Below are 24389 nucleotides of genomic sequence, written 5' to 3' on the forward strand. Positions count from 1 at the left end.
TCGCCCCGGTTAGCGTCCTGGCATGAAGCGCCGGGTACTGACCGCGGCTTTCGCGGTGGCGACGATCGCCGCGATCGTGTGGATGCTGCGGGGGCAGGACTGGTCAGTGCTGCGTACGACGCTCGACGGGCGACCGGCCGGCTTCGTCGTGACGATGGGCGTCCTGGCGGTGCTGGCGAACGCCGTCGCGCTGCTCACCGCGATGGCCTCGTGGCGGCATACGCTGCGCGCCGCCGGGCATGAGCTGACCACGGTGGAGGCGATCCGGCTCTACTTCGCCGGCCAGTTCGCGAAGTACCTGCCCGGCAAGGTCTTCAGCCTCGTGGTGAACGTCCGGATGGGTCGCACTCTCGGCGTGCCCGCCGCGCGGATGGCCTCGGCCTGGGTGCTGACCCTGGTGATCGGGGTGCTCACCGGGGCAACCACCGGCCTGCTGGCCGGACCCGAGTTGCTGGGCGCGTCGGCGGGCTGGCTGATCCTGGCTGCGCTGCCGATCGTGGCCGCGCTGATCCGGCCGAGCCTGCTGTCCAGTGCGGCGACTCTGGCCGCGCGGGTGTTGCGGCGGCCCGCCCCGGAGGTCGACCCCGACGGCGTACGCCCGGCGCTGGTGACCCAGCTAGTGTCGTGGCTCGCTGCCGGGTTGCAGCTCTGGTTGCTGGCCGTGGCGGTCGGCGCCGACCCGGCCGGATCGCTGCTGCTCTGCGTGGGCGCGTTCGGCTTGGCGACCGTCGCCGGAATGTTCGCCGTCTTCGCCCCCGAAGGCATCGGCGTACGCGAGGTGCTGCTGCTGGCCGCGCTGGGGGTGAGCCTGCCGCTGCCGGTGGCCAGCGTGGTGGCCCTGTCGAGCCGGTTGATCGTCATCGTCAGCGAGCTGCTCACGGCGGCCATCGCCCTGGCCGCCGCGACGCTGGCCCGCCGCGCCCGCCTCAGTCATAGCGAGGATCAGAGCCAAGATTCGAGCAAGGCCCTACCGGTACGTTCCTAGGGATGACGACGCCGCTGGTCTCGGTGATCATCCCCAACTACAACTACGGCCGTACGCTCGGCGAGTGCATCGCGGCCACGCAGCGGCAGACGTATCCGAACATCGAGGTCATCGTGGCCGACGACGCCAGCACCGACGACTCGGTGGCGATCGCGAGCCGCCTCGGTGTGACCGTGCTGGAGACGGACGTCAACGCCGGGGTCTCGACCGCCCGCAATCGCGGCGCCGAGCGGGCCCAGGGTGAGGTGCTGTTCTTCGTCGACTCCGACGTGGCTCTCGCACCGGACGCGGTGGCCGAAGCGGTCGAGCAGTTGCTGGCCGACGAGCGGCTGGGCGCGGTCTGCGGCATGTATCAGGCCGAGCCGATGTTCCCCGACAGCCTGGTCAAGCGCTACCGGGCGATCCAGCAGTTCGTCTGGTTCACCGAGATCGACGGGCCGATCCCGGGCCTGCACTCGGCCCTGTTCGCCATCCGCACGGCGGTGTTCCGCGAGATCGGGCCGTTCAACGACCGGCTGCGCTGGACCGAGGAGCAGGACTACGGTTTCCGGCTCAACGCCAAGTACGTCGTGCTCGCAACCTCGACGGTCACCGGCCGGCACGACCATGACGGCACGTTGCGGGTGATGCTGACGAAGGTCTTCCAGCGTACGCGGCTGGGCGCGCCGAACTGGGTGCGGTTGCGCGCGCTGCCCGGCGGAGCGGGTTCGGGGCACCGGGCGTTGGGCAGCGCGTTCCTGCTGGCCGCTGTCGCCGCGCTGCTCCTGCCGATCGTGTTCGGCCCGCCGGCCCTGCTCGCCTGCCCCGTGCTCGCCGGGATCTCGGTCGCGCTCGACGGCCGCACCTACGCGTACGCGTACCGCCACCACGGCGTCCTGTTCGGACTCCAGTTCACCGTCCTGCATATGCTGGTGACATTGACCTCCGCCGTCGCCGCCGGAGTCGGAATTCTGCAGGGCCTGCTCTTCCCGCGCATGACGCGGCGGCTCTACCGCGTCGGAACCCCCGCCTGACGCGGCGGCTCTACCGCGTCGGAACCCCCGCCTGACCGAAAGGTTCGCCATGACGTTCACCATCGACAGCACCGCGACCGACGTTCTCGCCGGCATCGATCTGACCGGGCGGCTCGCCGTGGTCACCGGCGGCTACTCCGGGCTTGGGCTGGCCGCGACCCGGGCGCTCGCCGCGGCCGGGGCCACCGTCGTCGTGCCCGCGAAGCGGCCCGCGGCGGCGGCCGAGGCGCTGGACGGCGTACCCGGGATCGAGGTCGACGAGCTGGATCTGGCCGACCTGGACAGCGTCGAGGCGTTCGCCGACCGGTTCGCCAAGTCCGGTCGCGGCATCGATGTGCTCCTCGCGAACGCCGGGGTCATGGCGCTGGCGGAAACGCGCGTCGGACCCGGCTGGGAGGGCCACTTCGCGATCAACCACCTGGGCCACTACGCCCTGGTCAACCGGCTCTTCCCGGCGCTGACGGCCGACGGCGGCGCACGGGTGGTGGTCACCTCCTCTGGCGTCAGCCCGGACGCCACGCTGAACTGGGACGACGTCCAGTTCACCGAGGGCTACGACCGCTGGGCGGCGTACGCCCAGTCGAAGTTCGCCAACGCCTTGTTCGCCGCGCAGCTCGACGAGCTCGGTCAGGCAGCGGGCGTACGGGCCTTCTCGGTCAACCCCGGCTACATCCTGACGCCGTTGCAGCGACACCTGACCACGCAGGAGATGGTGGACGCGGGCTGGATCGACGCCGACGGCAACGCGCTGCTGCCCGAGTTCCGCTCGACCGAGCAGGGCGCGGCGACGCTGGTGTGGGCGGCCGCCTCACCGGAGCCGGCCGGCGACGGCGGCGCGTACCTCAAGGCCTGCGAGGTGGTCCGGCGCTTCGACACCGAGCAGGACCGCGATCAGGCCGTCCGTCTGTGGGCGCTGTCGGCCGACCTGACCGGCGTCGACGGGCTCGCCTCGTAGCGAGCGGCGATGCGGTCGCCGAGGGCGTACCCCTCGATGATCCGCTCGACCAGCCGGGCGTGCCGCTGCGCGACGGTCGCATCGTCCACAGCGGACAGCGCGGCGGCGGTGCGCCACCAGCGTGCGGCCGGTCCGGGTGGCAGGACGTGCACCGCCTGACGGCCGTCCTCCCGGGCCTCGTCGCAGGCCTTGCTCCACAGGGCCAGCTCCTCCGCGAGGTCGGGCTGGCCCTCGTCGCGCAGCCGGTCCGCGGCGCTGCGCCCGGCCGCCGACAGCCGCGCCGGCCCACCCAGATAGTGGGTCAGGGCCCGGCTGTCGTCGTCCAGGATCATCGCGTAGACGCAGGCCATCATCGTCTCCAGCCGGCCCGCCAGCAGCACGAGCTGCCCCAGGTCGCGCAACTCGGCGTCGTCATAGAAGAGCTGGCGGTACGCCGGGAGCCGTACCGGAGCCGTGACCTCGCCGCGCAGTACCGCCACATGCAGGTCGCGTAGCTCCGCGCCGGGTTCGACGCCGAGCTGCTCGGCGATCTGCGTACGCACGACGGCGTAGCACTGCAACGCCTCGGAGGTCCGGCCGAGCGCGCACAACGCCCACATGTGCTGGGCGACGACGGGCTCGGCCAGCGGATGGGACTCGACGATCGGGGCGAGCCGGTCGGCGACCGTCTCGGCGTTGCCGCGCCGCAGCTCTTCGGCGGCCCAGGCGCTGGCCACCCCGACGAGCTGGGATTCGACGCCGCGGCGTACCTTGGCCGCCCAGAACCCGGTCAGCTGGGCCAGCGGCCGTCCGCGCCACAGGTCCATCGCCTCCCGCAGGTCGGCGACGCGCCCCGGATCACCCCGGTACGCCTCCAGCAGCCGCCCGATCCGGTGGACGTCGACGCGTTCCCGGTCGAGGTTGAGCACATAGCCGTCGACCTGCTTGATCAGGCGTACGCCGTGCCCGGCGAAGAGCCGGCGGAGCCGGGCGATGTGCGCGTAGAGGGCGCTGCGGGGGGCCTCCGGTGGATCGGCGCCCCAGACGCGTTCCACGAGCGCGTCGAGCCCGACCGGGCTGCCGGCGTCCATCGCCAGCGCCGCGAGCACGGCCCGGCGCTGCAACGGCCCGGCGTCCAGGGTGCGGCCGCCCGCCTCCACCTCGATCGAACCCAGCAGCCTGATCCGCATGCGCTCCCCCCAGAGACACCTAGATCCCGGCGGCCCCCGCCGTTGGGAGCGTTCCCATGACCATCCGACTCTATCCGTCTGCCCCATGTGGACGGAAGCCTTGTCACTACATCGATACAGTCCTGTATCGGCGGCGAAAACCCGGATCGACGGCGTACCGGAGAGCGCCGGTCAGACCGCCCAGGCCGACCGCGAAGCCATAGAGGAACGTGAGGCCCGCCGCTGCCGCCGCGGTCGGCCAGCCGGCGGACCGCCGGACGAAGCCGAGCATGCCGCGGACGGTCCACAGGAACGCCCCGAACGCCGCCACCGCCAGTACGCCGAGCGCTGGCGAGACGAGGGCGAGCAGCAGTCCGAACCCGGTCAGCCCGATCGCGGCCAGCTCGGCCGGCCGGTGCAACGCCTCCCGCTCCGGTTTCAGGTCCCGCTGCTTGAGCACAAGCGGGATCAGCGACACCGCCCGGCCGAAGCGCTTGCGTACCACCGACGTGACACGATCGTCGTCGTCGTGGAAGCCGACCACACGTACCGCTCGGCCGACCGGGAAGTTCTCGGCGATCCGCAGCCCGAACTCGTGGTCCTCGTTCGTCCACTGGCCGACCAGGCGCTCGTCGAAGCCGCCGATCCGATCGACGACCACCCGCCGCAGCGCGCCGACCGCGAAGTGCCCGGTGTGCACGACGTCGAGCTCCGACTGTCGATAGTGTCCGGTCAGCACCTGTACGCGCTCGACGATCCCGTCGTCAACCAGCGGCCGGTCGCCGTAGACCCCCCAGACGGCGGCGTACTCGGGATGGTCGTCGAACATCCGCATCGCCTGCTCGACGGCGTCCGGGGCCAGCGCCACGTCGGAGTCGACGAAGAACAGCACCTCGCCGCGCGCGGCTGCCATGCCCCGGTTGCGGGCCAGCCCCGCTCCCCCGTTGACCGGCAGCCGCACCACGGCCGCACCGAGGCTCTCGGCGATCGCGGCCGAGTCGTCGGTGCTCGCGTCGTCCACGACGATCACCTCGATCTCGGCGTACGTCTGGGCCTGGGCGGCTTCGACGCAGAGGGCGAGGGTCTTACGGCTGTTGTGGCAGGGCACGATCACGGAGACCAAAGGCGGCATCGGGTTCACCCGGCCGACAGCACGACGCGCTGAGCCTTGTGGTCGGACAAGCCCTTCGGGTCCAGCAGGTCGTACGCTGACACGTCGACGTCGGGCGTGGTGAACAGCCAGTCCAGCCGCCACTTGGCCGACCCGACCGGCCAGGTCGCCGGATAGAGCGAGGCCAGCGCCGGGGACTGGTCGACCAGCCGGTCCGGCAACAACTGGAGCAGATTCATCGCGGGCGAGGTGTTGAAGTCACCGCCGAGCACGACGCGATTCGGGTTGCCCGAGATGTCGGCCGCCAGCGCCCGGTAGCTCGCCCGGCGGATCTCGAAGTTGAACCGGTCGATCGCGAACATGCTGGAGTCCGGGTCGGACCGCAGCCGGAAGATGCGTTGCGGCGGCTGGTAGATGTGCGAGTTGTAGAACGAGACGACCTGCCCGCCGAGCATGATGTCCGTCCGCAACGTCTGCGACTGGTAGAACAGCGGGCGATCGGCCAGCCCCGGTGGGACGGGCCGCAGATCCGCCGGCATCCAGGGCGTCGAGTCGAGCCAGTGATGGCCGACGACCGGCAGCCGGCTCAGCGTCAGATCCCGCCCGGCCAGGACGATCTCGTAGCCGGGGAACCACTGCCGCAGCAGGTCGGCCTGGTCGATGGCCAGCGCCTGGGAGAACGTGTCGGCTCGGGTCAGGTCGACGTGGGCGTACTCCTGCAGGAGGTAGACGTCGGCGTCCAGGGAGCTGAGGAACTTGTAGAAGTCCTCGGTGGTGTGCGGCCCGCCCGGTTCGAGGTCCTGATCCCAGTACTCCGTGTTCCAGGTGACCAAGGTGATCGCGCCGGGCGCGACGGGCGGCCGCGAATGCCACAGCGTGGCCGCGTTGATGCCGGAGTAGTCGAACCCGAGGATGAGCCCGCACACCGCGTACGCGATCAGCAGCCGTCGCCGGGTCAGCGCCGCGAGCGCGATCAGCAGGATCGGCACCGCCGCGAAGACGAACGGCGGCGCGAGATCGACCGGCCCCCACCAGTACGCCCGGCCGCTCAGCACGCGGTGGGCCACCACGAACACCAGCCAACCGGCGCAGGCCACCCCCGTCAGGCGTATCCGCCAGGAATGTCGTGGGCGCGGCTGGACCGCGGACGCCACCGGTTTCTCGACTGGAGCGACCACAGAGGCTGAGGTTTCGAGGGGCGCCACGAGCCCAGTCTCGCGGGCGCACCTTGCCGGAAGCTTGCCCTCGCGGCCAAGAACGCGGCAAAGATCGATCACTACCGTCGGGAGGGTCGGCGGAGGCTTGGAGTCGCAGGAGGGGCGCGTGCGGATCGTGGTCACCGGGGCGGCCGGAATGCTGGGCACCGCACTGCTTTCCGGGCCGTGGGCCGGCGTCGACTGGACCGGTGTGGACATTCGACCGTTGACCGTGGACGCGGACTTCGTTCAGGCGGACGTGCGCGACACCGACGCGATGGCGCGGGCCTTCCAGCACGCCGACGTCGTGATCCACTCGGCGGCCGCGCTGCCGAGCAACCGATCGGCCGAGATCCGCTCGGTCGACGTCGACGGGACCGCGTCGGTGGTCGCGGCGGCGAAGCGGGCCGGGGTCGGGCGGCTGGTGCACATCTCGTCGACCGCCGTCTACGGCCTGCCCCGGCACTGCCCGACGCCCGAGGACTATCCGTGCGAGCCGGTCGACGCCTACTCCGGCGCCAAGCTCGAAGCCGAACGGATCGTGCTGCGGGCGCGGGCGGAGGGTCTGTGCGCGCCGATTCTGCGGCCGAAGACGTTCCTCGGACCCGAGCGGCTCGGGCTGTTCGCGATGTTGTTCGAGTGGGCCGACGAGGGCCGCAACTTCCCGCTGCTCGGCGGCGGGGACGTCCGCACGCAGATGCTCGACGTCGACGATCTGTGTGTCGCCGTCCGGCTGGTCTGCGAACGCCCGGAGACCGTCGTTAACGACACGTTCAACATCGGCGCGGCGCGCTTCGGCACGCTGCGCGAGGACTTCCAGGCCGTGCTGGACGCCGCCGGCCACGGCCGCCGGATCGTCACCGTGCCGGTCGGCCCGGCCGTGGCGATCCTGCGCGGGCTCGCAGCGCTGCGCTTGTCGCCGGTGTACGCGCGGCTGGTGCACAAGCTTCGCCGGGACTCGTACGTCTCGATCGACAAGGCAGTCGACCGGCTCGGCTTCGTGCCCCGAGTGAGCAACATCGAGGCGCTGCTCAAGACGTACGCGTGGTGGCGCGGGACGGCGGCGGACCGCCGCCGGCCGGCCGGAACCACCCATCGAGACCCCTGGCGGCAGGGCGCCCTCCGGCTCGCGAAGGCGCTGTTCTGAAGGAGCGGCTCATGGTGCAGACCCTGGAAAGCCCGGCGACCACCGCCCTCGACGACATTCCCGTACGCTTCCGTTGGCGAGCACTGCTGTCACTGCTGCGGCCACGGCACTGGATCAAAGGCGCGCCGGTGCTGGTGGCACCTCTGGTCACTGCCCCGGTCGCCGCAGCTGGGCACGCCGCGCCGCTCGGGCTGACCCTGGCCGCCTTCCTGGCCGCGTCGTCCACCGTGTACGTGCTCAACGATCTGCGGGATCGCGACGCCGACCGGCTGCATCCGGTCAAACGCCTGCGGGCGCTGCCCAGTGGACGGGTGACCGTCCGGGCGGCGACCCTCCTGCTGGTCGTGCTGGCCGGGATCACGGCCGCGCTGCTGACCCTGCTGCCGCTCGTGGTCGCCGGCGTCGTCGGGGCGTACGTCGCGGTCAACGTCTGGTACAGCCTGGCGTTGAAGCACCAGCCGCTCGTGGACGTCTCCGTGGTGGCCGCCGGATTCGTGCTGCGGGCGCTCGCCGGGACGGTCGCGGCCGGTCTGCCGGTCCGCCCGTTCCTGCTGATCTGCGTCTACTGCGCCTGTGTCGCGCTGTCGCTCGGCAAGCGCCGTCATGAACTGGCGATGGTCGGCGACGCCCACCGGTCGGCGCTGTCGGCGTACTCGGTGCCGTTCCTGGATCACGTGGTCGTCGTCAACCTCGTCGTGGCGCTCGCCGGCTACGTCGCCTTCCTGTGGGGGCTGGCCTCGCCGTACGGGGCGGTCGCGACGGTCGTGACGTTCCCGTTCGCCACCTTCACGATCTACCGCTACCTGCAGATGGTGATGGTCGACCGGTCGGGCGGCGATCCCGTCGTCGACCTGGTCCGGGACGGGCCGATGCGGGCCGGCGCCGGACTCTGGGCCGCCGCGCTGGCCGCCGTCCTGATCGCGAGCGCCCTGTGACGGCCACCGAATACGACCTGTGCGTCGCGGTGAACTACTACACGCCGTACGTCAGCGGGCTGACCGAGGTGGCCCGGGTCGTCGCCGAAGGTCTGGCCGCTCGCGGCTGGCGGATCGCCGTCGTCGCCGCCCAGCACGACCCCGCCACGCCGCGCCGCGAAACGCTGTCCGGTGTGGACGTCTACCGGACGCCGGTGACCGCGACGATCAACCGTGGCCTGGTCAGCCCGTCCTTTCCGGCGACCGTACGCCGGATCGCCCGCCGGTCGCGGGTGCTGCACCTGCACCTGCCGATGCTGGAGGCCGGACTGATCGCGGCCCGGCTGCCGACGCCGATAGTGTCGACCTACCACATCGATCTGTGGCTGCCGCCGGGGCTCGTGGCGCGGGCCGCCACCGCTGCCGTGGCCGTCTCAGCCCGGTACGCCCTGCGCCGCTCGGCCGCTGTCGTCGTCAACAGCGACGACCAGGCCGCCCATTCGCAGCTGTGGCCGGTGCTGAGCCAGGCTCGGCGGGAGGCGATCTCGGCGCCCTGCCTCGACCGGTCCGGCGGACGACCGTCCTATCGGGAGACGGCCGGGCCGCACATCGGCTTCCTCGGCCGGATCGTCGCCGACAAAGGCCTGGAATACCTCGTCGAAGCCTTCGACGGGATCGACGACCCGCAGGCCCGGCTGCTCATCGGCGGTGACTACCTGACCGTCGCCGGAACCTCGGTCATCGACCGGATCCGGGCGGCCGCCGATCGCGACCCCCGCATCCGCATCCTGGGCCTGCTCCGGGGACAGCAGATCGCCGACTTCTACGCCTCGATCGACGCGTTCGCGCTGCCGTCGGTCGCGGAATCGTTCGGGATCGCGCAGGCCGAGGCCATGATGTGCGGCGTACCGTCGGTCACCACGGATCTGCCGGGCGGCCGGTATCCGGTCGTGGCCACCGGCATGGGAATGGTGGTGGCGCCCCGATCGCCTGTACAACTGCGGGCCGCGCTGTTTGACGTGCTCTCGTGGGACGCCGCCCGCCGGGCCGACGGGGCGGAACGGGCGCGGGACCTGTTCGGTCTCACCGCCTGCCTCGACCGCTACGCCGCCCTCTTCGACTCGCTCGCCGCCCCTCCGGTGGTCGCCGCCGCCTCGGCCGCTGCTGTGACCGCGTCAGGCCGCAGTCGATCATGCCCTCCGGGAGTTGATCAGGGTGCCACGGACGCGACACGCCGCGCGATCACGACCGAAGGTTCATGATCGCGCGGCAGAATCGCGCGGCAGAAACCAGGTCAGCCGGCGAGGTGGCCCCAGGTGCGTTCGAGGCGCGCCCACGGCCCCCGGGCCTGGACCGCACCGTCGATGATCACGACGACCTTGTCCGCCTGGGCCAGCGCCGCCCGCTTGGACGTCGACCCGATCACGGTGATGCCGCGATCGCGCAGCGCCCGCCACAACGCGAGTTCGGTGGTCACGTCCAGCGCCGAGGAGACGTCGTCGGCGACGAGCAGCTCCGTACGCGGGGCGAGCGCGCGCGCCAGCGCCAGGCGCTGCAACTGTCCACCGGACAGGCGGGTGCCCTTGTGCCCGATGATCAGCCCGAGCCCGGCCGACGCCAGATCGTGGTCGAGCTGCGCGGTGGTGACCGCCGCCTGCGCTTCCAGGTCGTGACCGAGCTTGATGTTGTCGGCGACCGACCCGGACAGCACACGCGGCAGCTGCGCCACGTAGCCGACCTGGTTCGGCCGCAGGAACAGCTCCGGCCGCGTGATCGGCTCGCCGTTCCAGCGCAGGTCGCCGGTGTGGTGCACGATGCCGGCCAACGCCCGCAGCAGCGACGACTTGCCGGAGCCGACCGGTCCGACGACGAGGACGAGTTCGCCCCGGTCGACGGTCAGGTCGACGTTCTGCACCGCGATGGTGCCGTCCTCGTGCACCGCCGTGAACCGCGCCAGCTCCAGGCGTTGCAGCGGCGTACGGGGGGCCGGTTCCGGGGCGGGCGCGGTGCCTTCGGACAGGTCGACGCCGTTGACGGCCTTGGTGTAGTCGCCGATCCCAGCCATCGACACCGTTCGCTTGGTCCACACCCGGGCCGACGGCAGCGACGAGATGAGCGAGGCCGTGGTCCACGCGAACCAGCGCGCGGAGCCCAGCGTGGACACCGCGACGAGGGTCGCGCCGGACGACAGCGAGCCGCCCAGGTACATCGCCCACGCGCCGATCGGCAACAGTCCACTCAGGATCGCCGGGGTCGAGCGGGCCCAGACCTGCACTGCGATCTCACGCCGCTGACGATCGCTGCGCGTCGTGTCCAGCCTCGCGAGATGGTCCAGCACCGGCCGGGTCGCGCCCGCCAACTTGACGGTACGCGCAGCGGTGAGCGACGACACGAGCGCGGTGGCGAAGGCCGCCCGCGCCGCGACCGTGTTCTTGGCCGAGCTGGCCAGCTTCGGGCCGAACAGCGTCGCCGCGAGTCCGCTGAAGACCATCGTGCCGAGGAAGAACGCGCCTGGGACCAGCGATCCGGAGATGAGCGTCATCGCGGCGATCGTCGTCAGGGAGATCCACTGGTCGACGACGTTGTCGGCGAGGAAAACGACCCGTTCGGTGTCGCCGGACTGGGCCACGACCTCGGCCGGGGTGTGGTTGCTGACCCGGCGCGGGCCGGTCTGCCCGTACACCAGCCGCTGGCTGATCCGCAGCATCTGCCGGACCCACCACTCGGGATACCAGCGGTTGACGGCGTACGGCATCGGGGCGGTCAGCAGCAGCGCCGAGACGATCCCGACGGCCGGCCAGAGCAGGCCGCCGTCGCCGTCCACCAGGTCGCTCCACAGCCACGGCAGGGCCGCGCCGTCGAGGCCGAACACGATCATCGCCATGAAGATGGCCAGCGAGGTCAGGCCGAACTTGGGATCGTTGAACGTCAGCCGGACGATCTGGCCCAGCGCACGCGCCTTGGGCTGCTTGGGCAGCGGCGGTGGATCGGTCTTGCCCTCGCGCTTGGCCGGTTGGGCCGGGATGACCGGCTCCGGCACCGGCTCCGGCCGTTCGGCGAGCGCCACGCCGCCCGTGCTCGCAGTGCTGTGCGCAGCCGCCGCGACCGGTTCGGCGGCGGCTTCGATGCTGGTGGCGAGCAGTTGCGCGAACCGCTCCGACTCCTGCAGCGGGCCGGCTTCGACCACGACGCCGTCGGAGAGGATGACGACTTCGTCGCAATGCTGCACGGACGACAGCCGGTGGGCGATGACGATGCCGATCCGGTCGCGCAGCAGGCGTTCGGTCGCCCGCTGCACGCGGCCCTCGGTCACCGGGTCGAGGCGGGCGGTCGCCTCGTCGAGGATGACCACCTGCGGATCGCGTACCAGGATCCGGGCGAACGCGACGAGCTGCTCCTGCCCGGCCGACAGCACGTGGCCGCCGTCGCCGAGCCGCGTCTGCAGACCGTCCGGCAGGTCGGCCACCCAGTCCTGCAGTTCCAGCTGCTGGATGGCGTCGGCGGCGTTGGGCAGCAGGGCGGGATCGAACAGCGCGATGTTCTCCGCCAGCGTGCCGGCGAGGATGTCCGTACGCTGCGGCACGACCGCGATCCAGCGGCGCAGCTGTTCGACGTCGAGGTCGAGCAGATCCGTCCCGGACAGCAGGACCGTTCCCCGCGGCAGGGCCACCGCCCGGGTGAGCACCTTGGCCAGCGTCGACTTGCCCGACCCGGTACGCCCGATGAGCGCGTACGACCGGCCCGGGGCGAACGTCAGGTTCACGTCGTGCAACGCCGGCGGGCGGTCGTCACCATGCGCGTACCGGAAGGTCAGGTCGCGTACGCGCAGCTCGCCGGCGGCCGGTGGCTGTCCGCCGACCGGCTCCTGGGCCGATTCGCGGAGCAGCACGACCCGGTTCCAGGCGCCGAGGGCGTACTGAAGCTCGGGGACCATCCGGCTGACATGCTCGACGGTGCCGCCGAAGGCCAGCGCCAGCAGCCAGATCGCGGTCAGCCGCGCGCTGTCGACCCGGTCGCCGGCCAGCGCCCACACTCCGCCGAGGACGACGAGCGCGATGCAGATGCGGGTGGTGATCGCGGCGATGGCGGTCATCACGGCCGTCCCCCGCCACACCCGGCGGCCGCGTTCGAGGACGACCTTGGCCCGCCGCGCGAACAGCCGCATCACGTACGGCCGGGCGAGGGTGGTCCGCACGTCGTCCTGCCCGTGGATGGACTCCTCCATCACGGCGGCCAGATCGGACCAGGCCTCCTCCTCCGCCATCCGGGCCGGGGTGATCAGCTGGGCCGGTTTGCGCAGCTTCCAGACGAGGAACGCCGAGACGAGCACCATCGCGATCCCGGCCGGCCACCACACGAACACCGAGATCACGACCGAGAGCACCGCGACGGCCACGCCCTGAGCGATGCGTACGCCCTGCGCCCGGACCGACGACGCGACCTGGTTGACGTCGCTGTCGATCCGGTCGAGCAGCTCGCCGACCGGGGTGCCTTCGAGTGTGGGCAGGTCCTGCCCGAACGCGACCTGGCACAGCTGCCGGCGTACGCGCGCCGACCAGTCCGCTGTCAGGCGGGCCATCACGAGGCTGATCACCAGGTCGCTGAGGACCGCGAGGACGAGCGCGACGGCGAGCAGAGCGAACAGGACACCCGACCGGTACATCAGCACCGGACCGGCGATGGCGGCACCCACGGCCTGGCCCGCCGCGCCCAGCGCGACCAGGATCACCACGACCAGGGCCCGACGGGGTGAGGCAGACCACAGGTCCCGGAAGAGGCGCATCCTCCCAGCTTGCCGACCCGTGGCCGGGTGCTCAACCGGATTTATCCAAGATCACGCCCGGAGCTGCGCCGCCACTGCGGTGACCATGTATTGGAACTGCGGGGCGACTGTCTGGTGGCGACCGGGCACTCCGAGCGCGCCCGCCGGGAGGAACGCCAGATTGCACCGGTTGCAGAAGAATGCGGCGTTCCACACCGCCGACTGCGACGGATAGATCGCCGAATAGGCGTCATACGCCCGCTGCGCCCGCTGCCGGGACGTGATCCGGTGGACGATGAGCGCCACCGCGACGAGGAGGAACGGGCCGCCGATCGCAGCCCAGAAGATCACGGCGTTGCGTGCGGCGTCGTCGGCTCCGCTCGCGAGCAGCGGGACGGTGAGGCAGCCGGCCGCGACCGGAGCGGCCAGCGCCAGCCCGATGAGGAACCCGCCGCGCCGGGGTGGCATCGCCGGGACGGGCGGCGGGGCCAGGGTATCGGCCAGCAGCGTGCTCGTGCGGCCCGACGTACGCGTCACGGTTCGGCCGGCGACCGGGACGGCCCGGCCGCCGGCGAACCCCACTCCGCTGGTCACCCCGGTCGACACCGCGCTGTACGTGCCGGACTGGGACTCGTAGAGGGAGCGGACGCTGTGCACCTGATCATGCTGTGCACATTGTGGACAGTCGAGCGCGGTCATGCGTGATCATGGCATACCCGCGCTCGTCGCGATCACGAGGTCGCGACGGTTGGGCGTACCGGAATGGCGCGGGCGAGGCGGCGGCCCGGCAGGGCCGCCGTGCCGAGCAGCACGAGCGCTGCGACGGCGTACAACAGCTGGGCGGGAACATGATCGGCCAAGGCTCCGGCGAGCGCCGTTCCCGTGGTGATGCCCGCGTTGCCGGCCGTGTTGACCCACACCGACGCCCGAGTCCGGGCACCGGCCGGGGCCAGCTCGTCGGCGAGGGCGTACGCCATGATCAGGCTGGGCGACAGCAGCAGACCGGTCACGATCAGCCCGGCCGCGAGCATCCACAGCGGACTGAGCAGGATCAGCCCGGCGACCAGCGCCGCCAGCAGCAACGCCACCTTCGGCAGCAGCCGGGCGAACGGCGTCGCCCAGGTACGCCGCCCAAACAGCAGCCCGCCGACGGCGCTGCCGGCCGACATCCCGGCCAGCAGCCAGCCCGCCGTCGCCGGGGTGCCCGCGTGCGCGGCCGTCACCGGGACCGCCACGTCGACCAGGCCCATCGCGGCGAACAGCCCGGCCAGGGTGAACAGCATCGGCAGGAAGCCCGGCGAGCGCAGCAGTCCGACGCCTGCCTCCGTCGCAGCGTCCGCAGCGTCGGCCGTGGCCGGCGTACGGGAGGTGGGGGGGCCGAAGCCGAACACGGCCGAACCGGTGATCATCAGCGCCAGGGCCAGCGCCAGCGCGACCCGGGGATCGGCGATCGCGATCGCCACGCCGGTGATCAGTGGACCGGCGGTGAACAGGACTTCCTCGACGACCGCGTCGAGGCTGAGCGCCCGCAGCCGCAGCGGGCCCTCCGGCATCAGATCGGCCCACACGGTACGCATCGTCGGCCCCAGCGGCGGCGGGCACGCCCCGACCAGGGCAGCCGCCAGCAGCAGGAGCGGCGTCGGCGCGTGCGCCTGGGCGGCCCAGACGAGCAGGGTGGTGCTCACGGCGTACAAGCTGGCGAAAGCCGGCAGGACGCGGCGGCCGAACCGGTCGATGAGCCGGGCCCGCCCCGGACCGCAGAGCACGACGGTCAGGTTGAGGGCCGCGGCCGTGAGCCCGGCGGTCCCGAGCGAGCCGGTCGCCTGGGCGACGGTGAAGAAGAGCGCGAGCGGCAGGATGCCATACGCGAGACGGCCCACGGTGGCGGGCAGGAACAGCCGCAGCACTCGCGGCCTGGACAAGACGGCACGATAAGACGTGCCCGCACGAACGGCGGACATGAGAAAGACTCCCGGAAAATCGACACGAATGAGGGCGGCGTCAGGTGCGCGCCGTCATTAGTGCGGTCCGGAAGTCACGTCAGGCACACTAACAGCGTGACCTTCGATCTTGGTAGCCCTACGTTGGAGGGCCGGCTCGTCCGGCTGGAGCCGCTGGAGCAGCGGCACGCCGACGACCTCGCCGCCGCGGCGTCGGTGGATCGCTCGTCCTACGCGTTCACCTGGGTCCCGACCACATCCGAGGTTCCGGACTACATCGCGGCGCAACTGGCCCGCCGCGACGCCGGGAAGCTCGCGCCGTTCGCGCAGATCTCGGTCGCGACCGGGCGGGCGGTCGGCTGCACCGGGTACTGGGATCCGCGGCTGTGGCCGGACGGCGACCGGCTGTGCGCCATCGAGGTCGGCTTCACCTGGCTCGGCGCGGCCGCCCAGGGCACCGGTATCAACGTCGAGGCCAAGCTGCTGTTGTTCACGTACGCCTTCGAGACCTGGGACGTCGCCCGCGTCGACCTCAAGACCGATGCCCGTAACGCCCGATCCCGGGCAGCGCTGGAGAAGCTCGGGCTGCGGTTCGAGGGCGTGCTGCGGAATTGGTCGCAGTCCTGGGCTCCGGGCGAGCAGGGGCGGCTGCGCGACTCCGCGATGTTCTCCGTCGTCCCGACGGAATGGCCGGCTGTCCGGTCCACCATGGAAGCGCGCCTCGCCCGCTTCCTGTGACGCGTGACGCGCGGCTTCGTCATCAGCGGAGTTTTCGTGGGATTAGCGCACCGCCTTCGTTGATCTAGGCGAGAAGTGGTTGCCCAGGCCGCCACTTCTCGCCTAGATCACTTTCGTGGTCTTGATCTTGAACAGAAAACGCCGTCGGAGCGACGCCTTCTGTTCAAGATCACCCAGAGCGGCTCGGACAGCGGGCCGTCACGGGAGATCCAACCGGGCGAGCTCTTCGCGGACGCGTACGGTGTCGGGCGCGTCCGGGCCGAGCAGCCGCGTGCGGGCGTCGAGCACCACCCCGTAGACGTCGGCGGCGTCGGCGATGCGGTCCTGCATGGCCAGCAGGTCGCCGAGTCCTTCCCAGGTCACGTAGACGGCGAGGTCTTCGTCGCCGAGCGTGTCGCGTTGGATCGCGAGGATCGTGCGCAGTTCGGTTTCGGCTTCGGCGTACCGGTCGAGGGCGGCCAGGCAGCCCGCGAGCTGGTAGCGGGCGCCGAGGGTCGCCGGGTGCTCCTCGCCGAGCAGCCGGGCCCGGTTGACCGTCACGGTCCGGTACGCCTGCTCCGCTTCCGGCCAGCGGTCGAGTTCGAGGTAGACCGCGCCGAGGCTGGCGAGGGTGATGTAGTAGCTGGGGTCGTCCAGCCCGATCGCCTCCTGCTCGCCTGCGAGGACCTGCTGGAACTCGGCTTCGGCTTCGGCGTACCGGCCGGCGGCGGCCAGGCATTCGGCGACGTTGTAGCGGGCGGCCAGGGTGTTCGGCGTGTCCGGCCCGGCCGTCGCGCCCGAGGCGGTCGCGAGCACCGTCAGCTCGGCGAGTGCCGCGTCGAAGTCGCCGAGCGCCCGGTAGAGGGAGGCCAGCGTACGCCGGGTGTCGAGGGTCTCCGGGCTGGTCGCGCCCAGCGCCGAGATCTCGGCCTGGAGCAGCTTGCGGCGTTCGTCGACGGCTTCGGCGTACCGGTCGGCGTCGGTGAGCATGGCGGCCAGTTCGTCGCGGGCGTACCGGGTCTCCTGGTCGTCGGGTCCGAGCGCCTCGTCGCGGAAGGTCAGGATGTCGCGGAGTTCGTCGATGGCGCCGTCGCGGTCGCCGGCCCGGCCGCGGAGCACGGCGGCGTTCAGGCGGCTGGCCAGGGTCGCGGCGTGCCGCTCCCCCAGGGCTGTCGCCTCGTCGGCGGCCAGGGCCCGGTAGGCCGCCTCGGCTCCGGCGTAGTCGTCGACCTGGTAGTGCGCCCAGGCTGCTTTGCGCCGGGCGACCAGCACGGTGTTGTCGGCCGATCCGAGAGTGCGGGCGTACGCGTCGGCGAGGTGGTCGAGTTCGGGGACGGCCTGCGCCCAGCGTTCGGCCTCGGTGAGCATGGTGGCGTACGCCGCCCAGGTGGTGAGCACGGCCGGGTCGGCGTCGCCGAGCGCGGCACGCTGGGCTGTCAGGGCGGCTTGGTATTGGGTGACCGCGTCGTCCGCGCGATCGGCTTCGACGAGGGCGTCGGCCAGGTCGAGGCGGGCGGCCACCACGTCCGGGTCGGCCGGTTCGTGTTCGGTCAGCAGTCCGTCGACGCTTTCGGTGAGCAGGGCCAGACCCCGGTCCGCCGACACCGAGGCGACCAGGAGCCAGGCCAGCGTCGACCGGGCCGTGACGACCTCGGGAGAGTTCGGGGCGTAGACGTCGAGCAGTTCGGTCAGCACCGCCTGGAGTTCGGCCTCGGCGGCGGCGAGGTCACCGGCGTCGCGCCGGATCACCGCGTACGCGGTCCGGGCCGACACCGTGTTCGGATGGGTCGCGCCGAGCAGGGCGGTACGCCGGTCGATCACGATGCGGTACTGCTCGGCCGCCTCGTCGAGCCGCTGGAGTTTGTACAGCGACCAGCCCCATTCGTCTCGGCAGACGAGCGTGCGTTCGTGGTCTTCACCACGCGACCGGAGGTGGATCTGCAGCACTTCGCCGAAGATCTGTTCGGCCTCGGCGAAGCGGCCCGCCGACGACAGCAGCATCGCCAGGTTGTCCCAGGTGATGAGGGTGCTGGGGTCGTCGTCGCCGAGCACTCGCCGCTTGGCCGCCAGCACGTCGCGATATTCGGCCTCGGCGGCGGCGAGGTCGCCGATCTCGGAGCGCAGCCGGGCGATCTCGTGCCGGGTGGCCAGCGTGTGCGGGTGCTCCAGCCCGAGGGTGCGCGTACGCGCTTCGGCGACTCCGCGGAACTCCTGCTCAGCGTCGGCCCACCGGGCCTGCCGGGCGATCGCCCCGGCCAGGTTGTGCCAGGTGACCAGGGTCGTCTGATCGTCTGGGCCGAGACTTTCCCGTTCGATCGCCAGCACGTCGCGGTAGATCTCTTCGGCTCCGGCCGGATCGCCGGACTCGTAGAGCAGGGTGGCGATCTCGTACCGGACGTTGATGGTGCTGACGTCGGCGTCGCCGAGCGTACGGCGGCGGGCCTCGGCGACCGCCCGGAACTCGGTGAGCGCGCGGGCGGTGTCGCCGGAGGCGCGCAACAGTTCGCCGAGTTCGTAGCGCGGCACCAGGGTCGCCGGATCGTCCGGTCCGAACAGGACGGTCCGGTGGTCGATCACCCGCTGGTACTCGGCTTCGGATGCGGCGTACCGGCCGAGCTTGTAGAGCACCCAGGCCACCTCGAAGCGCGACGAGGTGGTGACCGGGTCGTCGGGACCGAAGACGCGTTCGCGGACTTCGACGACCTGCTCGTACTCGTCGAGCGCGGACTGCCAGCGCTCCTGGCTCGCCAGCACGCCGGCCAGGTTGTGCCAGGTGACCAGAGTGGACGGATCGGCCGGGCCGAGCGCTTCGCGTTTCTGAGCCAGGACGTCGCGGTAGACCTCTTCGGCCTCGTCCGGCCGGCTCTGATTGCTCAGCACCCAGCCCAGCTCGTGCCCGGAGCTGAGGGTGGACGGATCGGCCCTGCCGAGCACCCGCTGCCGGGTCGCGACGACCTCGCGGAACAGCTCCTCCGCCTCCGCCCAGCGGCCCAGCGCGGCGAGCGTACCGGCCAGGACATGCCCCGTCGTCTGGACGTCGGGCGCGTCGGGGCCGTAGATCCGGCTCTCGTCGGCCAGCACGTCCCGCAGGATCGGCTCGGCCGCCGCGGGCTGATCCGTGTTCTTCAGCATCAACCCGTACGAGTATCGGCCGACCAGGTGCAGCCGGAAGCGCTCGCCGTCGTCCGCCCCGTCGGGGGGTGCCCAAGCGGACAGCAGTCGCTCCCACGTCTGCGCTGTGCGTACCAGTGGATTGAGGTTGTTGGAGACCAGCGCGAAGCTGAGGCCGCCGACAGGCCGGAACTCGTCGAGGGCCTGGGTGAGCAGGTCCTCGGCCTCCGGGCGGCCGTCCTCGACCGCGAGCAGGTGCAGCCGGGACAGCACCGATCCGCGTTGCTCGCCGTCGATGGGCCGGGTGAGCTGGGAGCGGTAGTAGGACTCGGCCCGGTCGGGCCGGCCGGCGGCCAGGTGCAGGTCGCCGAGGTCCATCTCGGGCAGGAAGGCACCGGCCCGCCGCGACGGCCGGGCGGTGATCTCGGCGACCGCCGCGCCGACCTGCTCGAGCAGCTCGTCGGAGGGGGTGCTGTTGCGCAGCTCGGTGGTGATCCAGGCGAAACCGGACTCGACCTCGGGGAACCGGTCGAGGTGCGGGATGAGCGCGGTGAAGGCGTCGGTCGCCGCGGCCCAGTCGGCGCGGCTGATCGCGACCCGGGCGCGCAGCGAGTGCGCCGCGACCTCGGCCCAGTCCGGCACCGGGAGCGCGGCGAGGTAGGCCGTGTCGGTCTCGGCCGTCAGCGGCCAGAAGGACTGCTCGCGCTCGGCGGCGGCCGCGGCGATCCGGGCGAACACCGGCGCGGCGGCCGGATACCGCAGCCCGAGGATGCCCGCCAGCGCCGGCAGGTTGTGGACATCCTCAAAGGATCGGCTGGTCCGGGCGTATCGGACGGCGATCTGTTCGTCCTCGCCCGCACCGGGAGTGCCGAGCGCGATCCGGCACAGCGCGCGTTCGAAGCCGACGTCGGAACTCCAGCTGCGCTCGTCGTCCAAGCCCTCGACGATCTGCGCCGCCCGCTGCGGGTCGCCACCGAGCAGATGCAGCCAGACGCTGATGCCTTCCCAAGCCTCGGGCATCGGCGGCGTGGCCAGCGTCCGGTCCAGCGCCGCGACGTCACCGGCCTGCCATTCCGCCATGGCGCGCAGCCACAGGTGGAAGGCCGTCTGCCGCTGCTCGGCCGTCGCGCTGTCCAGCGCGGCGAGCGCGGCCACGTGGTCACCGCGCAGCACCTCCAGCCGCGCCCGGCTCTCCGGCTCGGTCACGGCCACGGTGGCCATCAGCTCTAGGTCGCCGCTGTTCGCGGCGGTGGTGCTCAAGGTGTTGCCGTCGGGGATATACCGGTCGGTCAGCGGCGGTCGCGCGGCGGCAAAGCTCAGCTCAGCTCGTACGCCGTAAGCGCCGAGCAGGGAGCAGGCGGTGCCGAAGGTCTCGAAGTACGCCTCCGTCCCGGCGAACAGCGTGTCGTAGCACTGCAACCACACGACGGCTTCGAGTACGCGCGGGAGCTGCTCGGCCTCGATCCGCGACTGCATCATGCTCATCCGCGCCCGGGAGATGTACGCCCAGGCGTAGTCCAACGTCGGCAGCCCGCTGCGGTACGCCTCGCCCCACACGTCGAGGGCGTGCGCCAACCGGTCGGGGTCGACCTGGCCGCGCCGCTCCGGGGCGTACGCCAACACCTGCAACGCGTCGGCGAAAGTCCACCGGGCGCCGGGGGTCAGCGCGTGCAGCCCGTCGGCGGTCGTCATCAGCTCGGCCGCGGCCTCGGAGTCGCCGGAGTCGAACGCCAACAACGCGGCCCGTTCGTACTCCGCACCGGCTTCGGTGGGCAGCAGGTCGCGCAGCATCAGGGCACGCAGCCGCCGGGCGGGCAGTTCGAGCGGCTCCGGCGCCTCGCCCGGGAGCGTGGTCAGCAGGTCGATCGCGGTGTCGACGGCGTGCAAACCGTCGGCCGGCCGCTCCAATGCCTGGTAGAGGACGCCGAGGAAGTAGTGGACGGCCGGATCGTCGGGACGGCGTACGCGGGCGGCCCGCTCGATGTTCTCGGCGAGGTCGGCCGGGGCCATCCGCTGGGCGAACCGGGCGATGCGGCGCTCGATGTCACTGTGGTCGCCGGCCTCCACGATGGACTGGAAGCGCAGGAACGACAGGCTCGCGTCGTCGGGGTGGCGGGCCAGCCCGGCGTCGGTGGCCGCCCGGGCGTTGCCGTATTCGTTGGCAGCCAAGAACAGGCACGCCCCGGCGCGGGCCGTCGCCACCGAATCGGGGGTACGGCGTACGGCTTCGGCGTAGTCGAGTGCGGCGGCGTCGAGGTCGTGCTGATGCAGGCGTACCAGGGTGCGCAAGGCGTACGGCTCTTCGGTGTCGACTCCCCCGGCGATGCCGGCCGCGATGTGCTCCAGCGCCAACTCGGCCTGCCCGAGCTGTTCGTAGACGTGCGCCAGCCGAAGATCGATCGCCGCATCCTGCTGCGTCTCGCTTGCTTGTGGTGCGCCCGTCTGGGTCGCGGCCGTCTGGGTCGCGGCCGCTTGCATCGCGCGTGCGGCCAGGAAGGCGGTCAGCGCGGCGTCCAGGTTCCGTTGGCGCAGCCGGGTTTCGCCGAGCAGGGTCAGCAGCTCGGCGTCGTCCCGCACGAGATCGCCCGCCCGATCGAGCAAGGCGCTCGCCTGGTCGACGGTTTGGAGGGTCAGCCGGGCGCGGACGACGAAGGCGAGCAACCGGCACCGGTCGCCTGCCGGCACCGAGCCGTCGGTCTCCACGGAGTAGTCGGCGGTGACCGCGTCGGCCAGCGGGCGCAGCAGGGTCGGCCGCAGCAGCGGAACCAGCGCCGGCAGTACGCGGATCACCGCACGCGGCGCGGTGGCGAGCCGGTCGAACGCGAGCCGCAGCGCCTCGGACCGTTCCCCGTGGGCCAGCAGCGCCTCGATGAGCGCGGCGAACACCTCGTCGGGCTTGTCCTCGGGTTCGGCGATGGCGCGGCGCAACGCGTCGACCGCCTCGTCGCGGCGGCCGTGTTCGGTCAGCGCGCGGCCCAGGGTCAGCAGGATCGGCACGATCGCCGGGGGCAGGCTGCCGGCGGGGCGGGCCGGCGCCTCAGGCGAGGGGTTGCTCACCGGTGCTCCACCTTCCGCTTCCGGGGAAGTTGTCGATGACGGGCCGGCCGGACTGCTCCCACGGCGGGGCGGTGGCCTGCTGCGAGCCGGGCGACTCGCCCGGCGGGCCGGACGGCTCGGCGACCCGGGGACCGCTGCCACCGGCGGAAGCGGAGACGGGCAGGAGAGCCGGGGTGAGCAGCGGGCCGGACTCGCGCAGATACAGCACGGGCAGGCCGAATCCCGCGCGCTGCTGCGACTCGCCCATCATGCCGCTGAGATACAGCTCCCGGCGGGCGTGGTGCATCGCGACCTCGATCGGCCGCCGGTCGACCAGCGCCTGATAGAACGCCCGCGCGAATTGGTTGGCCAGCCGCAGCTGGACTTGGTAGTGCATCGCGATCACTGCCGGGATGTTCTTCTGGGCCAGCGACTGGGCCAGGCCGGAGATGACGTGATAGCCGCTGGCCGAGGTCGCCGCCGATTCGCAGGCCTGCAGGAAGACCAGGCGCAGCCCGGAGGCGCTGAGGCTGAGCTGGTTGGCCAGGTCGCGGTCGTCGATCCAGAGCGCCTTGTTGTTCTCGTCCGGGAAGGCCATCTGCCCACGGGGCCGCCCGTCCGCGCCGTCGACGTACCGGCCGTGCGAGATGACGTGCACGACCTGGGGATCGAACTGCTCGACGGTGTTGAGGAAGGACCGCCAGGTCGTCTGGACCGGCAGCTCCTCGTTCGCCGGGAAGCTGCGCCCGTCGTGCGCATGGTTCTGCGTCAGCACCCGCAGATCGATCCGCGCCTCGCCGCCCAGGTCACGCAGCTCCATCAGCGTTTCCAGGACGGCCTCGTACTCGATGTCGGTCTCGGTCACGTCGTTCGGGGCGAGTACCACGAACAGGACGCGCAGCGGTGGGCGTACCTGGATCATGCGGGCGGAGACCGCCAGCGGAAGTTTGCGGGTGAGCATGAAGTTCGTGCTCTCGCCGAGGAAGAAGCCCGTGTCGGGGTCCTCGCGATCCAGTGGGACGTAGAGGTACTCCCAGGGCCACGACGCGAGGCGTTCGGCCCCGGAACCCATCTCCAGCACGACGCGGAGCAGACGCCGCTGGCCGTTGTCGGCGTACGGGTCGCCCTTGATCGCGCGGCGCAACAGCGCACCGGGCCCGTTGTCGTCGCGGCGCGAACCGAACAGCGTCACGAACAGGTGCTCGCCGAGCAGCTTCAGCTCGTGCACGTTGATCAACCGGTTGCTGCGCAACAGGTCCACGAAGACCTCGACGGTACGCCACCGCAGATCGTCGATCTCCAGCTCGCCGACGACGGACTGGCTGTAGCCGCCGCGCCGCCATTCGGCCTGGACCCGGCGGTTGCCGACCTGGATCGCGAACTCCTCCACCGCCAGATCCGTCATGACGCCCTCACGACGGGGCTGAGGTCATAGCTGCGGGTGTCGCCGACGGGCGCGCCCTGAGTGAAGAACGCGCGCAACGCCGACGGCAGTTCCCGGATCATCGCCTGGAGCCCTGCCGGGAAGAACGTGAACCGCCGGTACGCCCGCATGACCGCCCGCATCCGCACCGACTCCACGTCCCGGGGAACCTGGAGGATGATCACGAGTTGCGGCGGGTCCTCGGCGAAGAACTCCGCGCCGTCCAGCCGCCAGAACACCTTCTCCAGCCCTTCAGCGGTGTGATCGACCCTGGCAGCCGTCATCCGGAAGCGCACCGGGGCGAGCGCGACATCGACCGACGCTCCCACCTCGGCCTTCGCTTTCCCACCGGCTGACAGCGGCAGCGGCACCCCGGCGAGCGCGCCGATCGCGTCCAGCGGAATCGTCGGGACCTTCACCGCGAGCTTCGCGTCCGCGCCCACCCCGACGTGGAACTCGCCGCCGGCCGACACGATCGTGTCGAACCTGCGGTTGGGCAGGATGTCGAAAGCACGCGGCCGGCGGCGCGGATCGGGTTCGTCCGGGTTGAAGTCGACCCGCAGCTCCAGCCGGGTGAACCCCCAGCCGCGACGGGGGAACAGCAGGATCGGCAGCCGGATCCACCAGAAGGTGTACCCCTCCTCCAGCGCCGCGCGCCAGGCGGCCGAGGTCCGGTCGGCGTTGGGCAGGTCCAGAATGGGCACCGGCAGCACGTCGGGGAACGAGCCGAACTCGACGGAGTCCTCGTTCAACGCCCGGAGCAGATCACCGAACTCGTTGTCGGCCTCGCCGGTGGCGCCCAGGTGACCGGACAGCGCGTCGACCCGCCGGGCGGCGTCGAGAAGAACCGCGGCTCTGTCCTCAGTGAGATCGGCGCTGAAGTCGAGATCGTCACTCGTCATGATCACCATTCTCGATCGGATCGGCGAGT

At 71.6% G+C, this 24389-nt stretch carries 16 protein-coding genes; 7 read left to right on the forward strand and 9 right to left on the reverse strand.

Annotated elements, in window-relative coordinates:
- Window positions 1–22 precede the first annotated feature (22 nt).
- The 3 genes from HDA40_RS12795 to HDA40_RS12805 are packed head-to-tail and all read left to right on the forward strand — an operon-like array spanning window position 23 to window position 2953.
- The gene (locus HDA40_RS12795; protein ID WP_253755311.1) at window positions 23–985 is read left to right on the forward strand and encodes a lysylphosphatidylglycerol synthase domain-containing protein; all 963 of its coding nucleotides are present in this window, start codon (window positions 23–25) and stop codon (window positions 983–985) included.
- Window positions 986–987: 2 nt separating this feature from the next.
- The gene (locus HDA40_RS12800) at window positions 988–1998 is read left to right on the forward strand and encodes a glycosyltransferase family 2 protein (RefSeq protein ID WP_253755312.1); all 1011 of its coding nucleotides are present in this window, start codon (window positions 988–990) and stop codon (window positions 1996–1998) included.
- A 49-nt stretch (window positions 1999–2047) separates the two neighbouring features.
- Complete coding sequence (locus HDA40_RS12805) at window positions 2048–2953, forward strand: SDR family NAD(P)-dependent oxidoreductase (RefSeq protein WP_253755313.1); 906 nt, start codon at window positions 2048–2050, stop codon at window positions 2951–2953.
- Here the strand turns inward: HDA40_RS12805 and HDA40_RS12810 are convergent.
- The 3 genes from HDA40_RS12810 to HDA40_RS12820 form a co-directional block, all read right to left on the reverse strand.
- Window positions 2890–4122 carry an AfsR/SARP family transcriptional regulator gene (locus HDA40_RS12810; RefSeq protein ID WP_253755314.1) on the reverse strand — a complete coding sequence of 411 codons (1233 nt, stop codon included), beginning with the start codon at window positions 4120–4122 and terminating at the stop codon, window positions 2890–2892. The genes HDA40_RS12805 and HDA40_RS12810 overlap by 64 nt on opposite strands.
- 106 nt (window positions 4123–4228) lie before the next feature.
- A complete protein-coding gene (locus HDA40_RS12815; protein WP_253755315.1) occupies window positions 4229–5233 on the reverse strand; it encodes a glycosyltransferase family 2 protein in 1005 nt (334 codons plus the stop codon).
- Window positions 5234–5238: 5 nt separating this feature from the next.
- Window positions 5239–6282 carry an endonuclease/exonuclease/phosphatase family protein gene (locus HDA40_RS12820; protein ID WP_253755316.1) on the reverse strand — a complete coding sequence of 348 codons (1044 nt, stop codon included), beginning with the start codon at window positions 6280–6282 and terminating at the stop codon, window positions 5239–5241.
- Window positions 6283–6535: 253 nt separating this feature from the next.
- Between HDA40_RS12820 and HDA40_RS12825 the strand changes: the two genes are divergently transcribed.
- From HDA40_RS12825 to HDA40_RS12835, 3 genes are read left to right on the forward strand one after another with little or no spacing between them, the layout of a single operon-like run.
- Entirely contained in the window at window positions 6536–7555 is a 1020-nt protein-coding gene (locus HDA40_RS12825) for an NAD-dependent epimerase/dehydratase family protein (protein WP_253755317.1), read from the forward strand.
- Between the two features lie 11 nt (window positions 7556–7566).
- Window positions 7567–8490 (forward strand): UbiA prenyltransferase family protein, encoded by a 924-nt coding sequence (locus HDA40_RS12830; protein WP_253755318.1) that lies wholly within the window; start codon window positions 7567–7569, stop codon window positions 8488–8490.
- A complete protein-coding gene (locus HDA40_RS12835) occupies window positions 8487–9731 on the forward strand; it encodes a glycosyltransferase family 4 protein (protein ID WP_253755319.1) in 1245 nt (414 codons plus the stop codon). The genes HDA40_RS12830 and HDA40_RS12835 overlap by 4 nt, the downstream gene beginning before the upstream one ends.
- A gap of 32 nt (window positions 9732–9763) precedes the next feature.
- On the opposite strand, the gene HDA40_RS12840 is transcribed toward HDA40_RS12835, so the two are convergent.
- The 3 genes from HDA40_RS12840 to HDA40_RS12850 all read right to left on the reverse strand — a co-directional run bounded on the left by HDA40_RS12840 (window position 9764) and on the right by HDA40_RS12850 (window position 15153).
- Window positions 9764–13252, reverse strand: a complete 3489-nt coding sequence (locus HDA40_RS12840) for an ATP-binding cassette domain-containing protein (RefSeq protein ID WP_253755320.1) — start codon at window positions 13250–13252, stop codon at window positions 9764–9766.
- A gap of 51 nt (window positions 13253–13303) precedes the next feature.
- Entirely contained in the window at window positions 13304–13888 is a 585-nt protein-coding gene (locus HDA40_RS12845; RefSeq protein WP_253755321.1) for a hypothetical protein, read from the reverse strand.
- A 74-nt stretch (window positions 13889–13962) separates the two neighbouring features.
- Entirely contained in the window at window positions 13963–15153 is a 1191-nt protein-coding gene (locus HDA40_RS12850; protein WP_253755322.1) for an MFS transporter, read from the reverse strand.
- 135 nt (window positions 15154–15288) lie between these two features.
- Here HDA40_RS12850 and HDA40_RS12855 point away from each other — a divergent pair, with 135 nt between their 5' ends.
- Window positions 15289–15909: a GNAT family N-acetyltransferase gene (locus HDA40_RS12855; RefSeq protein ID WP_253755323.1), complete on the forward strand. Its 621-nt coding sequence runs from the start codon at window positions 15289–15291 to the stop codon at window positions 15907–15909.
- A gap of 198 nt (window positions 15910–16107) precedes the next feature.
- On the opposite strand, the gene HDA40_RS12860 is transcribed toward HDA40_RS12855, so the two are convergent.
- Genes HDA40_RS12860 through HDA40_RS12870 form a run of 3 tightly spaced genes read right to left on the reverse strand, consistent with a single transcriptional unit; the run spans window position 16108 to window position 24360 of the window.
- The gene (locus tag HDA40_RS12860) at window positions 16108–22056 is read right to left on the reverse strand and encodes a tetratricopeptide repeat protein (RefSeq protein ID WP_253755325.1); all 5949 of its coding nucleotides are present in this window, start codon (window positions 22054–22056) and stop codon (window positions 16108–16110) included.
- Entirely contained in the window at window positions 22037–23440 is a 1404-nt protein-coding gene (locus tag HDA40_RS12865; protein WP_253755327.1) for a CHAT domain-containing protein, read from the reverse strand. The genes HDA40_RS12860 and HDA40_RS12865 overlap by 20 nt, the downstream gene beginning before the upstream one ends.
- Complete coding sequence (locus HDA40_RS12870) at window positions 23437–24360, reverse strand: hypothetical protein (protein WP_253755329.1); 924 nt, start codon at window positions 24358–24360, stop codon at window positions 23437–23439. The genes HDA40_RS12865 and HDA40_RS12870 overlap by 4 nt, the downstream gene beginning before the upstream one ends.
- Window positions 24361–24389: the final 29 nt, after the last annotated feature.

Origin of the sequence: Hamadaea flava, assembly GCF_024172085.1 — a bacterium.
Classification (GTDB): Bacteria; Actinomycetota; Actinomycetes; order Mycobacteriales; family Micromonosporaceae; genus Hamadaea; species Hamadaea flava.